13 protein-coding genes are annotated in these 13,341 nt (G+C 43.5%); 3 read left to right on the forward strand and 10 right to left on the reverse strand.

The window, feature by feature from the left end; genetic code table 11:
- Positions 1 to 81 precede the first annotated feature (81 nt).
- From ACFO4R_RS00335 to ACFO4R_RS00345, 3 genes are all read right to left on the reverse strand, one after another.
- Positions 82 to 516 carry a hypothetical protein gene (locus tag ACFO4R_RS00335; RefSeq protein WP_379786951.1) on the reverse strand — a complete coding sequence of 145 codons (435 nt, stop codon included), beginning with the start codon at positions 514 to 516 and terminating at the stop codon, positions 82 to 84.
- A 369-nt stretch (positions 517 to 885) separates the two neighbouring features.
- The gene (locus ACFO4R_RS00340; protein ID WP_379786952.1) at positions 886 to 1,911 is read right to left on the reverse strand and encodes an MraY family glycosyltransferase; all 1,026 of its coding nucleotides are present in this window, start codon (positions 1,909 to 1,911) and stop codon (positions 886 to 888) included.
- 329 nt (positions 1,912 to 2,240) lie between these two features.
- Positions 2,241 to 2,735 (reverse strand): deoxycytidylate deaminase, encoded by a 495-nt coding sequence (locus ACFO4R_RS00345; protein WP_379786954.1) that lies wholly within the window; start codon positions 2,733 to 2,735, stop codon positions 2,241 to 2,243.
- A gap of 407 nt (positions 2,736 to 3,142) precedes the next feature.
- Here ACFO4R_RS00345 and ACFO4R_RS00350 point away from each other — a divergent pair, with 407 nt between their 5' ends.
- Positions 3,143 to 4,372, forward strand: coding sequence for an MFS transporter (locus ACFO4R_RS00350; RefSeq protein ID WP_379786955.1), 1,230 nt, complete (start codon positions 3,143 to 3,145; stop codon positions 4,370 to 4,372).
- Between the two features lie 80 nt (positions 4,373 to 4,452).
- On the opposite strand, the gene ACFO4R_RS00355 is transcribed toward ACFO4R_RS00350, so the two are convergent.
- The 3 genes from ACFO4R_RS00355 to ACFO4R_RS00365 all read right to left on the reverse strand — a co-directional run bounded on the left by ACFO4R_RS00355 (position 4,453) and on the right by ACFO4R_RS00365 (position 7,270).
- Positions 4,453 to 4,899: a rhodanese-like domain-containing protein gene (locus ACFO4R_RS00355; RefSeq protein ID WP_379786956.1), complete on the reverse strand. Its 447-nt coding sequence runs from the start codon at positions 4,897 to 4,899 to the stop codon at positions 4,453 to 4,455.
- 206 nt (positions 4,900 to 5,105) lie between these two features.
- A complete protein-coding gene (locus ACFO4R_RS00360) occupies positions 5,106 to 6,725 on the reverse strand; it encodes an NAD(P)H-dependent oxidoreductase (RefSeq protein WP_379786957.1) in 1,620 nt (539 codons plus the stop codon).
- The gene (locus tag ACFO4R_RS00365; protein ID WP_379786958.1) at positions 6,722 to 7,270 is read right to left on the reverse strand and encodes a PadR family transcriptional regulator; all 549 of its coding nucleotides are present in this window, start codon (positions 7,268 to 7,270) and stop codon (positions 6,722 to 6,724) included. The genes ACFO4R_RS00360 and ACFO4R_RS00365 overlap by 4 nt, the downstream gene beginning before the upstream one ends.
- A gap of 764 nt (positions 7,271 to 8,034) precedes the next feature.
- On the opposite strand from ACFO4R_RS00365, the gene ACFO4R_RS00370 reads away from it, so the two are divergent.
- Positions 8,035 to 8,256: a helix-turn-helix transcriptional regulator gene (locus ACFO4R_RS00370; RefSeq protein ID WP_379786959.1), complete on the forward strand. Its 222-nt coding sequence runs from the start codon at positions 8,035 to 8,037 to the stop codon at positions 8,254 to 8,256.
- Positions 8,234 to 8,701 carry a DUF6773 family protein gene (locus tag ACFO4R_RS00375; protein WP_379786960.1) on the forward strand — a complete coding sequence of 156 codons (468 nt, stop codon included), beginning with the start codon at positions 8,234 to 8,236 and terminating at the stop codon, positions 8,699 to 8,701. The genes ACFO4R_RS00370 and ACFO4R_RS00375 overlap by 23 nt, the downstream gene beginning before the upstream one ends.
- 371 nt (positions 8,702 to 9,072) lie before the next feature.
- Here ACFO4R_RS00375 and thiD read toward each other — a convergent pair whose 3' ends face one another.
- The 4 genes from thiD to ACFO4R_RS00395 form a co-directional block, all read right to left on the reverse strand.
- Positions 9,073 to 9,873 (reverse strand): bifunctional hydroxymethylpyrimidine kinase/phosphomethylpyrimidine kinase, encoded by an 801-nt coding sequence (gene thiD / locus ACFO4R_RS00380; protein ID WP_379786961.1) that lies wholly within the window; start codon positions 9,871 to 9,873, stop codon positions 9,073 to 9,075.
- A gap of 593 nt (positions 9,874 to 10,466) precedes the next feature.
- On the reverse strand, positions 10,467 to 11,552 hold the full coding sequence (locus ACFO4R_RS00385) for an HAD family hydrolase (RefSeq protein ID WP_379786962.1): 1,086 nt from the start codon (positions 11,550 to 11,552) through the stop codon (positions 10,467 to 10,469).
- 298 nt (positions 11,553 to 11,850) lie between these two features.
- Entirely contained in the window at positions 11,851 to 12,261 is a 411-nt protein-coding gene (locus ACFO4R_RS00390) for an Imm12 family immunity protein (RefSeq protein ID WP_379786963.1), read from the reverse strand.
- A 336-nt stretch (positions 12,262 to 12,597) separates the two neighbouring features.
- The gene (locus ACFO4R_RS00395; RefSeq protein ID WP_379786964.1) at positions 12,598 to 12,945 is read right to left on the reverse strand and encodes a hypothetical protein; all 348 of its coding nucleotides are present in this window, start codon (positions 12,943 to 12,945) and stop codon (positions 12,598 to 12,600) included.
- Between the last annotated feature and the right edge of the window lie 396 nt (positions 12,946 to 13,341).

A 13,341-nucleotide genomic window follows, 5' to 3' on the forward strand; every position in this document is an offset into this window, starting at 1 on the left:
CTCAAGAGTGTTTAAAAGACCTTATCCGACCGGAGTATGCCGAAGATGCCATATAAGGCTAAATATCAATATGCCGATCTACTAATGTTCTCTCTTCTTCTTCCCACGTTTTCGTCCCTGTTTCCCCGCGAGAGGATAAAGGCGTTGCACCTTGTCGTTGAGCACCATAGCCAAGATCATAAACAGGGCCGACAGCAACATAAAGATAGGACTTCTCTCTCTGATGTAGGCGGGTATGGTGAAGAAGCCCGCAAACAGAGCGATCCTCGAATACATCATCAGCTTCTTCTGCTCCTGCGACTGCTCGGACTTGTCATATTCCACCTTCATCCGTCGGATCAACTTCTTTCTCTTACCCTCCAAGGCAAAGAAGAGCACCTCGAACACGACGACGAACAAAACGAGGTAACTGAGCTTGTTGAGCATATCGGTCAGCATAAAGATCGAAACATAGCCCGCAAAAACCAGGACCAGTGACGCATAAAACAGGACCCTCTCCAATTTCTTGTCTTCCATAAACATCCTCTCCTTTTCTCTTATATCGATATCCGACAGTTCTTTATATCCACTGTGCAATCAAAAAAAATCAGTTCCGGCTATCGCCAAATACAGTTCTTTGATATCAATAACTCCTACTATTCTCCGTTTGAAATGTCGGGTATACGGAATTATCATTTTCGAAAAGCAACTTGGATAACGATATGCTTCAAAGTAGTCGACCTGTCAATTTTAACAGATAACAGTATCAAACGAATAAATATATCGATATCTCCGATACTCCATTCCAAAAAATGTTTTTTGCCCTGTTGTATCCGGGCAAAAAAACAGGGCATACAACGCAGGCTTCGATCCCGGCCGTTGATGAGCCCCTCCCTGTTCCATACTTCAATCCTTCTTCTGAAGGATGCGAAGGCGGTATACGCTATAGGTGATAAAAAGAAAATCCAAGCAGATGATCAGGATCCCGATCTTGACCTGCAAACGCGTGATCAAAACAGCACTCGTTCCGAGCAAAACGCTGACCGCATAGAGGACGAGGACCGTCTGTTTTTGGCTCAGACCCTTGTCGAGAAGCCTGTGATGCAAGTGCCCCTTATCCGCTTCCATGACCGGCCTGCCCGCCAACTTACGCCTAATGATGGCAAAGGTCGTATCAAAAATAGGCACCGCCAGAGCCAAGATGGGCACGATGACCGCAACAAGAGTAACGGTTTTAACCGTTCCTTCAATCGCCATCACCGAAAGGATGAAGCCGAGGAACAAAGAACCCGTATCCCCCATAAAGATCTTTGCAGGGTTGAAGTTGAAGGGCAGAAAACCCGCCGTGGAGCCTGCCAGACACATAAAGATCGTCCCGTAGACATAGTAGCCGTTGAGAATCGAGACCGACGCGAGCGTAAAGGCCGCAATACACGAGATCCCCGCCGCAAGACCGTCCAAGCCGTCGATAAGGTTGATACAGTTGGTGATCCCCACGATCCAAAACAGACTGATGGGTACCGCCCAATAGCCGAGCCACATAACATGACCTGTAAAGACATTGGCCAGATAGTCGATCCTTACTCCGGAGTACACGACAATTGAAGCACATAGAATCTGAATCGCGAGCTTGGGCTTCGCATCCAAGGGTTTGGTATCGTCGATAATTCCCATAATTACCATAATCGAAGAAGCAATCAGAATCGCAATCAACTCCTTGTGTACTCCTCCGAAGATAAGAGCCCCCACCGAAAAAGCCGTGGCGATACCCAGACCTCCGAGCCTCGGTATCGGCTGTTTGTGTACCCTTCTGTTGTCCTTGGGCACATCAATCGCCCCGACGATGTGAGCGAATTTGATCACAAAGGGTGTGAGCAAATAACAAATAACAAAACCTGTAAAAAATGCCAATACTAATTTTATAGCAACCATTCCCGTATCCCTCTTTTGTTTTACACTAGTACCTGTTCGAACCGTTTAGGAAACACCGAGCAAAGACAAATTCCCGCTTTCCCTTCGAGGTTATAAGACCCCAAAATTTTTTGTTTTAAGAAAATACCGTGCAAAGCGACATCTTGTGATTTTACTGTTGTTTTATACGGAACAAAAATCTTGCGAAAGGAGCACTTCCAAGGAGCTTATGCTCTGTATGAAACCGGTTTTGCTCCGCTTTGTAGAATTATTCACTATCTTCTTTAAGAATTTCATCCTTCCGATAACATCGATGTCATACTGATTTTTTGGAATTATGCGGTATATCCTTAATATCCCGGCGACAGATCTTCCGACAAGGAATCGTCGTTGTCGATCCAATCCTGCACGTCGACGACCCGATAATCATCCTTTGTATCACGGATGTAGACCCTCTCGATACCTGCGTTGATGACGGCACGCTTACACATACTGCACGAAGATGCGTCCTTCACATACTCTCCCGTGCGGTAGTCAATGCCGACCAGATAGAGGTCCGCACCTATCATATCCCTTCTCGATGCGGAGATGATCGCATTCATCTCCGAGTGGACGCTCCTACACTTCTCGTACATCTGACCCCTGGGTATGCGGAGTTTCTCTCTGAGGCAGTAGTTCAGATCCGTACAGTTTGCCCTTCCGCGCGGAGCACCCGTATAGCCGGTGGAGATGATCTCGTCGTTTTTCACAATGATGGAGCCGTAGTTCCTCCTCAGACAAGTCCCCCGCTTTGTGACCGTTTGTGCAATATCAAGATAATAGTTTATCTTATCCCTTCTGTTCACGACCCTTAACTCCTCACTTATATTATGCTTAATCATACCATAAAACCATCCAAACTTTAACACTTTTTTTGCAGGATTTCCGTTTGAAATCTCTCGATTTTTTTCAAGCTCTCCTTCTTTTTTTGTTTCCGTCTGTTCCATTTTGCAGTATAATTATAGCATAATCAATATTCCATTTAAGACAACGACTCTTAACTGAAGAAGTGTAGACAATCCCATTTGTTTTAAATACCTTTTCAAGCATCACCATCTTAGTTGTTTTTCCGGACGAAGCAAAGGTGTTCTTTTCTATCTAGGTTTGGAAATCGTTCGACATACTTTGTTACACTGACACAAAATAGCCCTCTGACAATTCGGAATAACGTCCATTCACTTCTAAAGATAAGGCTACGAGGAGGAAGACCGTTTTGAAAAAAGATAATGAGCAAAACAGAAGGCTTTTATTATTCGGTTATCTGGTATCGAGCCTCGGAGACAAAATCTACTTGGTATCTTTGACCTTGTTCCTAATCAAAGAGTTTAAAAAGCCTGATATTTTAGCACAAATTATTGCTATTTCTTCCCTTCCACAATTATTTTTCGGCTTTTTTGCAGGTCAAATCGTTGATAAATTGAACAAAAAGAAAATAATTGTGCTCTCCGACCTTCTTCGTGGAATACTTATGTTGTCCATTGTATTCTTTCTGAAAACAGAACATCTCCATGTTTCGGCTCTCGCGATTATTACCTTTTTCATTTCAGGTATAGGTGTGTTTTTCGACCCTGCCATCGCTTCCTTTATTCCTCTGATTTGCACAGGAGAAAACGAACTGAAAAAAATAAATTCCGCCCTATACGCCTTTATCAACATCTCTACTGTTTTGGGACCGGTGTTGGGAGCTTTTCTTTTCGGGACTTTCAGCTTTAAAGCTGTTGTCATCTTAAATGCAATATCCTACGCTCTCTCCGGGCTCAGTGAAATCCTCATAAAAGACCTTGAACCGCCAAAAAAATGTAAACCCTCTGATATAGATTTGTCAGAAGAATTATCTCAAGGGATGGCTCTTATTTTTCGTCATCGTGCTTTGAAACGTGTTGTGTTCCTTTCCCTTGTGACAAATTTGTTTTTCATACCGTTTTTTGAACTCTTCCTGCCTATTATTGTAACGCTTGAACTTCACTACAACGATTTGTTTTTCGGAAGCATTTCCACTGCCCGTGCCATAGGAACAATTACAGGCTCTCTTCTTATCTACAAATGGGTAATAAAGCACTTGGAAAAGTTCTATGCGAAAACTCTTTTTATTCAAGGGCTTGTCGTCTTTACAACAGGAGTTACAGTTTTCTTCCAGGATCAAACTATGTATGTGACTCTCTGCCTTTATATCACAATATTTATTGCGGGTAACATCGGTGCCCTTTCGAACATCCCGTTAAATGTACTTATTCAGCAGAATGCTCCCAAAGATAGGGTTGCTACTACATTCTCCACGATGTCGACACTATTTAGAGTCTTGGCACCCGTAACCCTCTTTTTCTTCGGTCGGCTTACCAAATATATCTCCTCATCAACCCTATCCGTTGTCAGCGGACTTATTGTAATGTTTATTACCGTTCTTATCTTTTTCTTACCATCCGCTTATTTACAGAGGGAGTAATAAGTATTGCCTATACTTTGAGTTATATCCCTTACTGCTTTCCATAAAAAAAAGACGCTGTTATAATAGCGTCTTTTGTTCTACTTTTCTATAACATCGCTTGAATAATCGCCTATGCCTCCTGCGTTATAGACATCGGTAAATCCGTTGGCGACCAGAAGCTCTCCGGCCTGTCCGCTCCGATTGCCCGAGCGACAGTACAGGATGATCTTTCGATCCTTATACTCTTCGACTTTGCCTACATTGGCCTCGATGTCTTGAAGAGGAATATTGATCGCTCCTTTCAAGTGTCCGGAAGCAAACTCCTCCGCCGTACGTACATCGACCAGGACTGCCCCTTCAAGCTTTTCCCCCGATTTCAACAGTTCCTCCAATTCGCTCGGACTCATGTCCTTGAGCACCGCCTGATCGGTCTGTTCCTGTAGGGTCTGCTCTGCTTGAGGCACCGAAGATCCGCTGTTCGCCGTACAGGACACCCCTACCGCCAAGGACAGTGCCATCGCAATACCGAAAACCAGTTTTTTCATCTTATCTTCATCTCCTTATCTCTGTTCTGTAAAGCAATTCCACGAGCCTGCTTCAAACGCATAGCTTGTGTTCTATGATACCCGTTTATAATCTTTTTAAGCATCCGACTTATCGTTCCTTTCGCTCTGCAATCCTTCAAACTCTTTGAAGTGCATACCGTTTCTACCGATCGTATTTTATCCGATTTCAGCTTTATGAATAATTGTTATTTGCTGCTTCCTCTTGCTATTTTTTGCGGATACCATTTCTGAAATCGGGCAGTAAAAACTCCCATGATTGCAGGAAGTATGGAATTGATCAATCCAATATACATTCTTGCATCTGTACGCATAATAAAATAGGTCCAAATCGGCGTAAGCAGATAAAGAACTCCCCAAGCGGCGGTCAAAATACGATTTGTCTTAATAAACAAAGGATTTCGAAAGGCCCTGTCCCCACCGTAATCATTCTTGGAATATTCAGCGGAAAGAGGTATGTCCCTCAAGGCGGATATGCTCCACATCAAACCGAATGCGAAGTAAGACATCGGGATTACGACCATGGAAGGTATCCGGATCAACAACATCATCGAAAACACACTGACCGCGGCTCCTGAAATCACATCGTATACGGTTTTTTTGTTCTTGTAGAACACCATGGGCAACAAACAGGAAACAAAGATACTGATCAGACTTCCCCAAAAGATATGGATACTTGCCGCTACCCATAATACAATCCACGGGGTCAATACATACCTCATATCCGTTTTTTCCTCTATCAAGGATTTGCTGTCGCCTTGTTCGACATTTGAAGCTTGACCGAAGTACTCGTTCCACCTCATCATGACATCAAAACTGCCCTCAACGGAGTATAGATGTTTCATCAATGCCTCACTACCCTCCATCTCTCCTTTAGCGATCGCCTCCCATACTTTGAAGGGAGTATGAATAACCGTTGTCGGCAATCCGTCAAACTCTTCCAGAACACAACTTTCCGTTTGACCCAAAACGACCCGATAACGCTTGCCGATATCCGTATAGTCCATATCCAGAAGAATGTCGGTTCCCCTATATGACTCAGGGTTATAAAGGCTCGCCATCTGTCTGGTAAAGGTCAACGAAGCCTCCTGCTTTTCTCCGGAAGGAGCCACCCCCCAGCTTGCATCCGCCATACGTTCGAACACATCCCTGGGCAGGATCGGCTCCTCCAATGTTTTTCTTGTTTCTTCGCGTATGCCTCTGGAGATATATTCCGCACCTGCCTGATATACCTTCTCAAGATAGGTTTGCGTTTGCTTGGATAATTCCGGAACGGCAAAGAGTTCTCCTTCTCCGCAGAATAAGCTCGTGTACTTGTCTTTACCGCAGATCCTGTCAAATTGTGCTTCAATACTGTTATAATTGGACTTTGACGTATAAAATCCGCAGGTGGAGATCAGGATAGTCTTTTTTCCGCTCATATCGTATCGTGCAGGGTGTCCTCCTCCCTCGGAGTCCGGCAGCATAAACGGCAACGACAGAGGAAGTTGTCTGTCAATGACCGTTTTCAAGTGGCCGGGCAAACTGAAATAATATAGAGGAAAACTCCAAATGACAAGATCGGCCCACAACAGTTTTTCCAGCACCAATTGCATATCATCTTTGATACAGCAGGTTCCCGGCACCGTCTTCCAACAGAAAAAACAACCTCGACAGGGACGAATGTCCATCTGTGCGATATGGAGTCGTTCAATTTGGGGAAGACTGTTCTTTTTTTGGTCGCAAATGCCTTCCAAAAAAGCATCGGTAAGCCGAAGCGTATTGCTGTTCTCTCCTTTCGGACTTCCGTTGATCACAAGAATGTTCATTGCTCCTCCTTTTCTTCCAAGAGAGCGATACAGTGCTCTGTCCAATCCAAGTACATTTGTGCATACCGTTTCCCGAAGTCGGCGGTCATTTTCCAGAACAAGGCGCGCTTTTTATCGGACATCTTTTCTCCGTACAATTCTATGGAGGCATCTGTCTGTTGAATCGCCTTCAAACCGAGAGCATAGTTTTGATTCAGCAGTTTAAAAAATTCCACACTCTTTGAAACCTCTAACTCCCCCATAAAAAAAGTCTTCATCAAAACAGAAGAACGCATATCCAAATCCACATTGACATCGGATAACCAACGCAACAACTCCTCCCGTCCCTTCTGCGTGATTGAGCAGATGTTCTTATCGGGTTTTCCGCTTTGTTCAACCGTTTGTTTTACGATCCAGTTGTTTTTTTCCAACACATTGAGTTCACGATAAATTTGGCTGGTCTGAACGGGCCAGAAAAAGTTCAGGGAGTCCCTGAACACTTCTCGGATCTCATAACCGCTCATATCTGTATAACTCAGTAATCCGAGTATTCCATGCTTGAGCACAACGATTCCTCCCCTTTGAAACGAATTATATTCCACAAATGGAATATCTTGATTATATTCTACTTGTGGAATATTGTCAAGAGATTTGTACGGCAACTTCCGCACAGAGGAAATACCGCACAAAGACACAAAATGATTTTTTCTTTGTTTCAATACGCGTGAAGACTCTTCCAAATACACACTTTCGGGAATGACTTTGTTCAAGAAAAACTATGTTTCCACTCCGTTTTCGAATTATACGGTGTTTTCTAAAATCAGAGTATTCTTTTTCGTTGTTCCAAACGATAAGAGAAACAGACGATACCTTCGGATAAAACATTTTGTGTGCTCATAGATTTTTCAACCCGTATAACTGATCTATGGAAACAGGAAATCCTGTCATCGTCTTATACTCTTCATCCTTTGAAGTATCGATAACACCGATTTGTACTCCCTGAAAGATAAACGGGCGTTTGTAGTTGCAAAACGGATATAACCACGATTCTATTGGAGAATGGTATTATAGACTTCAACAAAGAACTTATGAAGTGACGCCATTCAAGAACTCCTCTCGCATACAAAGCTCTTTTCCATGCTTTTTGAAACGACGATCCATCTCCTCAACTGCCCAATATAATAAAACGAGGGATGTTTTTTTCGCTGTTCTTTCAAGGATTTTATTCTTCTGATATTTTAAGATATATAATATACAAAACTTTATATAATATATATTTGACATAAAGAATTATATATTGTATTATATGAGTAAGAAAGGAGTTGAAGTCGTGAAAAACAAAAAATTGAAGCTCGCAAGAGTGGAAAAAGATATGACGCAGAAGGATCTCGCAGATGCAATCGGAGTCTCGCGTCAAACCATAGGACTGATCGAAGCAGGGAATTTTAACCCTTCATTAGCTCTATGTATCAGTATTTGCAAGGCATTAAACAAAACTTTAGACGAACTTTTTTGGGAGGATGAAAACAATGAAAACAAAACAAATCTATGATGAACGTATTATCGCCGAGAGAAGAAAGATCGGGAGCGACCTCGCACAACTCCTGTTCGTTGTCCTGTTTGTATCTGTAATCGTACAGCAGGTAATATTGAAGGCAGCTGTCGAACAATATCTGGTGGAATTGGTCTGTGTCATATTTTCGGGTTTCTATATTTTGGTCGGGAATGTAAGAAAAGGAATTGATATGGTTCGTGAGATTCACCCGTTAAAAAACGCTTTCATAGCGACTTCGGTGGCAACGATCATCTTCGGGATCCAAAACTATACTTCCTACTCCGAGAAATACGCCAAAGTGACAGACCCCAAGTTTTTATTTTCATTGGTCGTATTTTTCCTGTCGATGTACACGATGAGTTTTGTTCTTTACGCTCTCTTACGCCGTATCAATGAAAGCAAAATAAAAAAGATCGACGCGGAGCTCGATGAGGAAGAATAACCCGATTGAAATTCCATATTTGTAAGAAAAGTGTGTTGCAAAATAACAGACCCATCGTCTTGCAACACACTTTTTTTATTAATACTATTATTCATTTGAGCTGTGGACATCAGAAACCTGTGCTCAACCGAAGATAACACGGATGTTCGTAGTCATAAAGTAGATATAACCACACTTCTATTGGACGATAGTATAAAAGACATTCCGTCTTTGAGGATATAAGAGCTCTCCATACAAAGGCAAACTTCTGATTTCCCTATGAAGTTATAAGGTTTGAAAGTTGGACATATCAACCCTTTCAAGAAGTTTCTTTTTCCTATACAACGATTTTTTGAATTATGCGGTATTTGCCTTACAAAAGACCGGTTCCCCTATTTGAACCTTTTGGTACAAAAACTGCGATACATATGATTCAGCGGTCCTCTTCCTATTCCGAGATGAAGTTCGGCGGATATCGCTCTTGCAACGTAAGCCTTGGCTTCTCGGATCGCCGTCTTCATATCCTTGCCGTGGGCAAGGTTCGATGCGATGCTGCTTGAAAGGGTACAACCCGTTCCGTGGGTATCGGGGTTGTTGAACCTTCTCCCTTCAAAAAGTACAATCCCTTCTTCCGATACAAGAACGTCCGTCGGTTCTTCCTCGAGATGTCCCCCTTTTATCAGAACGGACACTCCCGTCCGTTCCAACATCCTTTTGCCCGCCTTCTTCATATCTTCAAGGCCTGTAATCTTCTCTCCCGACAACAACTCGGTTTCCGACAGGTTCGGAGTGATCAGTTCCACAAGAGGAAGAAGTTCACGAACCAAGGTCTCGATCGCCTCCTCCTCAATAAGGGGAGAGCCCGATGTCGAAAATGCAACGGGATCGAGGACGATATGCTTAGCTCCGTACTCCCTCAACTTGTATGCGACAGTATGTATGATCTCGGCAGTTCCGAGCATTCCAATCTTGACCGCATCCGGGACGATGTCTTGGAATACGGCATCGAGCTGGTCGGCGACCATCTTGACGGCAACAGGTTCCACACGGATCACTCCCATCGTATTCTGGGCCGTGATTGCCGTGATCACGCTCATCGCATAGACTCCGTGTACCGTCATGGTCTTGATGTCCGCCTGAATGCCCGCTCCGCCTGAACTGTCTGAGCCTGCGATAGTAAGCACTGTCTTCATACCTTCCTCCTTTGTTTCTTTAGTAACTATCGTTTTCTTGAATGATTCCATTGCTATTTCCCGTTTTAATTCCATAATCGCTTACTACTGTCGATACAAGATCTGTCATACCGAGCCTGCAATCATCAAAAAAAACACTTCCGTTCCTATTCCAATACCAATCATTGATATCCACATCTCGAAAGAATAACAGTATAGGCAATACCGCACAAATATAAAACCTTGATTTTCCTACGAAGTTGCAAGAAACAAAGTCTTATCAAATCAGTCTATTCTTCCTTTGAGTTGTGGATATAAATAATGTGTGACCATAGAAGATAAACCGATTTTTCGTAAGTTGAAAAAAGGATATATCCATCCTTCTATTGGAGAATCGTATCAGTCGAGAACAGTATCCACCGTTGATTTGGTTCTTGATTCCCAAACTATTTTGTAAAGTAACATCCGAACCGGAATTGCAGTGAACGGTACGAATTGTTTTATATAGATAGAACTTTGAAATCACCGTACAAAGGAAGAACAGGAATTTTCCTTTGTGCGGTGTTTCCCGATATATCACTACAGCGGTCAGATGGAGTGAACAATACTTTGATCTATCTTGCCAGTTCTATACTGGTTTCGCTGTCGATAAACTCTCCTATCCTCTCGTCCCTTCCCTGAAGAAGGTATCTTGTCCCTCCTTCGTAGGCTCTTCTCGCCATCTCCTTGAGTCTGTTGATCTCTCCTGTTTTTTCGATGTTGACGATCAGACCTACCTTCAGGTTCGGATAGGTCAGGGCCCGGTAGTCGCCGTCGCTGTCGCCCATATACAGGATGGGAGCCTTGCCGTAGAGTCCTTCCAAACTCGCAAGATAGTCGGCCTTGCCCTGCATATAGGTCAGGAGCTTGTCCGTGTCGACCTCCGCCAGAAAACGCCCCTCCTCGTCCTTGAGAATGTTCATCCCTACGACCTCCCCCTTGGAAAACCCGTAACCCAAGACCTTGGAGCTTGCTACCTCCTCGACAATAAGCTCCGATGAGGCGGTACAGATATAGACGTCGATGTTGTTGTTTCGGAGTTTGTCATAAAGGTCCGCCTGTTGGGAGATCCTCCTGATCCCCGTCTGAATACAGGTTTGGATCTTATCTCCCTCAAAGTCGAACTCCAATTTCAGGATCTTCAAAGGCTCCTTCATCCAAAAATCCAAGGCCTCCCTTGTCAAGAGCCTCACTTTCTCCTCGGTCATCTTGTAGAAGAGGTACAGGATGCGATGACAGCCCTTCCCGTAGTCGAGCTGTGCATAAGAGAGCTCGTTGTAGAAGTAGACCATCGAGGCGACAAAGTTTCTGTAGTCTTCTTCTTCCTTCAGCTTGTCGGCCCCTTCGTTCTTCCTCTCGTACAGGCGAGTGTAGACTTGTGCGATATACGCGGAGATCCGGTATGCGTGCGAACCCTCCTCCATCTCGAACTCCTTGCGTAAGACATAGAGAAAGTCCTCGGGGTCCATCGCATACCTCAACTCAAAGAGTTGATAGAGGAACACCGCGTCCTGCACATCGTACATCGCCGAAGTATTGTCCCAGTCGGCGACCACATAGTTTCTGTGGTATTTTTGAGTTTCCTCAGGGCTTCGATGTGCCCGGATCAGCTCCTTCAAAACCTCGTAGTTCTTCCTTGTCCATCCCTGTTCTTTGAGCATATTCTCCTCCTAACAATCTTTAATATCTGTATTCTGCAACTAAGAAAACACCGCACAAAGGCAAACTTCCGATGTTTCTTCGGGTTTATAAAATACGAAAGTTTATCCTATCAACATTTTCGGAGGTTTCATCCTTCCTACAAAATTGATTTTATGCTGATTGTTCAAATCGTGCGGTATTGCCCTAAGTATTGCCGGCAGTACCGTCTTTCTATAAACGGATCTCGATCGACAAAGAGGAACGCAAAATCAGGGCAAGCCTTGTACCCATGTGCGTTCTTCTTTCGATATGACTTCTCTAAAACGATTCAAAACTTCTTTTGACCGCCTGTCTGTAAGCCGTCTCCTCAAAGCCTTGACCGACCTTCTTCCTTATCAGTTCCGAAAGTTGGAGGAGGTAGGTTCGATAGCCTTGAAGAAAGATCTTCCTGTCTTCTTCACGTCCGCTCCACTCCCCTTCACTGAAGTGCACCGTCAGCGTCAGTTTTTTCTCCTTCTTGTGATAGCGACTCTGATAGATGCCCGAGGAAGGGTAGTAGGTCGATAATCTTCCGCTGAAACAGACAAACATATCAATCTTCTCCAAACCATCCATCTCCAACACACCGAACTCTTCCTTGAGTTTTTTCCGCACCTCTCTTACCGTTTCGGCGATATGGTCCGCAGGTTTCTGCGGATCTCCAAACACCGCACTTATAACAAGCTCCATGACTTCCTCCTTTCTCTGTGTCGGTTCCTATCCGTTTTTGTACCTTTCTGCAGTAGAAAAAGACTGATCCTGTAAGCACAACAACTCCATACCCGTAAAATTATCAGAGGTTTTACTATCGTCTACAGAAGTACCGCATAAAAACACAAAATGATTTTTCCTTTGTTTTTCAAAATATAGAAAGCTTCGCAAACGAGAGCTTTCAGAAATGCCTTTGTCCAAGAAAAACGAAGTTTTTCCTGCTTTTTGGACTTGTGCGGTGCTTCCTTATAACAAGGATCCACATAAGGGTGATATCCATAGTCCCTACACCCTCAGTATCCTACCCCACATCAGCTACCCCTCTTTCGACGAGGGGCATCTTATACTCAGTTCCATCGAAGTCTCCTTCATCCGAAGTTTTATCTTTTCACCTTCTTCCAAAGAAAGTTCGACATTGGCGAAGGCGGAGAAGAGATCGATGTCCCTCATCATATGGAGGGTGAGACGGCGATCCTCCCCGGAGATACGAAACAGCAAAAACTTAACCTTGGGAAACTGGATGCGGGACAGCCGCGGATCCTTGCAACCAAGATCGACCGTGCGTCCTTCAAGATCGACAAAGACATCGATATCTCCGTTTTCTTTTTCGTTGCTGCGATAGGAAAATTCTGTATCGAGGAGTTTTTCTACCCTCGGATCCATTGTGGCACCTCCTTTAGATAAGCGTCATCCTCCAAACGGTTTTTTGGTAATGATATAGAAAACACCGCATAATTTGAAAACCGTCGTAATACTATTCTCCAATAGAAGCATGGATATATCCTTTTTTAACTTATGAAAAATCGGTTTATCTTCTATGGTCACATATTATTTATATCCACAATCCAAAGGGAGAATAGTATAAAATCGCTGTATATGAAGGCTGACTTTCTTGAAAGTATTGATTTGACAAAATTCCATTTTTTCAAATTCATAAGAAAATCAAATTTTTACATTTGTGCGGTATTGCCTATATCCTGTATACCCTGCCTTTCAAACGGAGAATAGTATAAACATATAACAGTATCGGGACCTCTATGATACAAGCCCTTGATATCA

The sequence above is a fragment of the Filifactor villosus genome (assembly GCF_042652965.1).
In the GTDB taxonomy this organism is placed as follows: Bacteria; Bacillota; Clostridia; order Peptostreptococcales; family Filifactoraceae; genus Filifactor; species Filifactor villosus.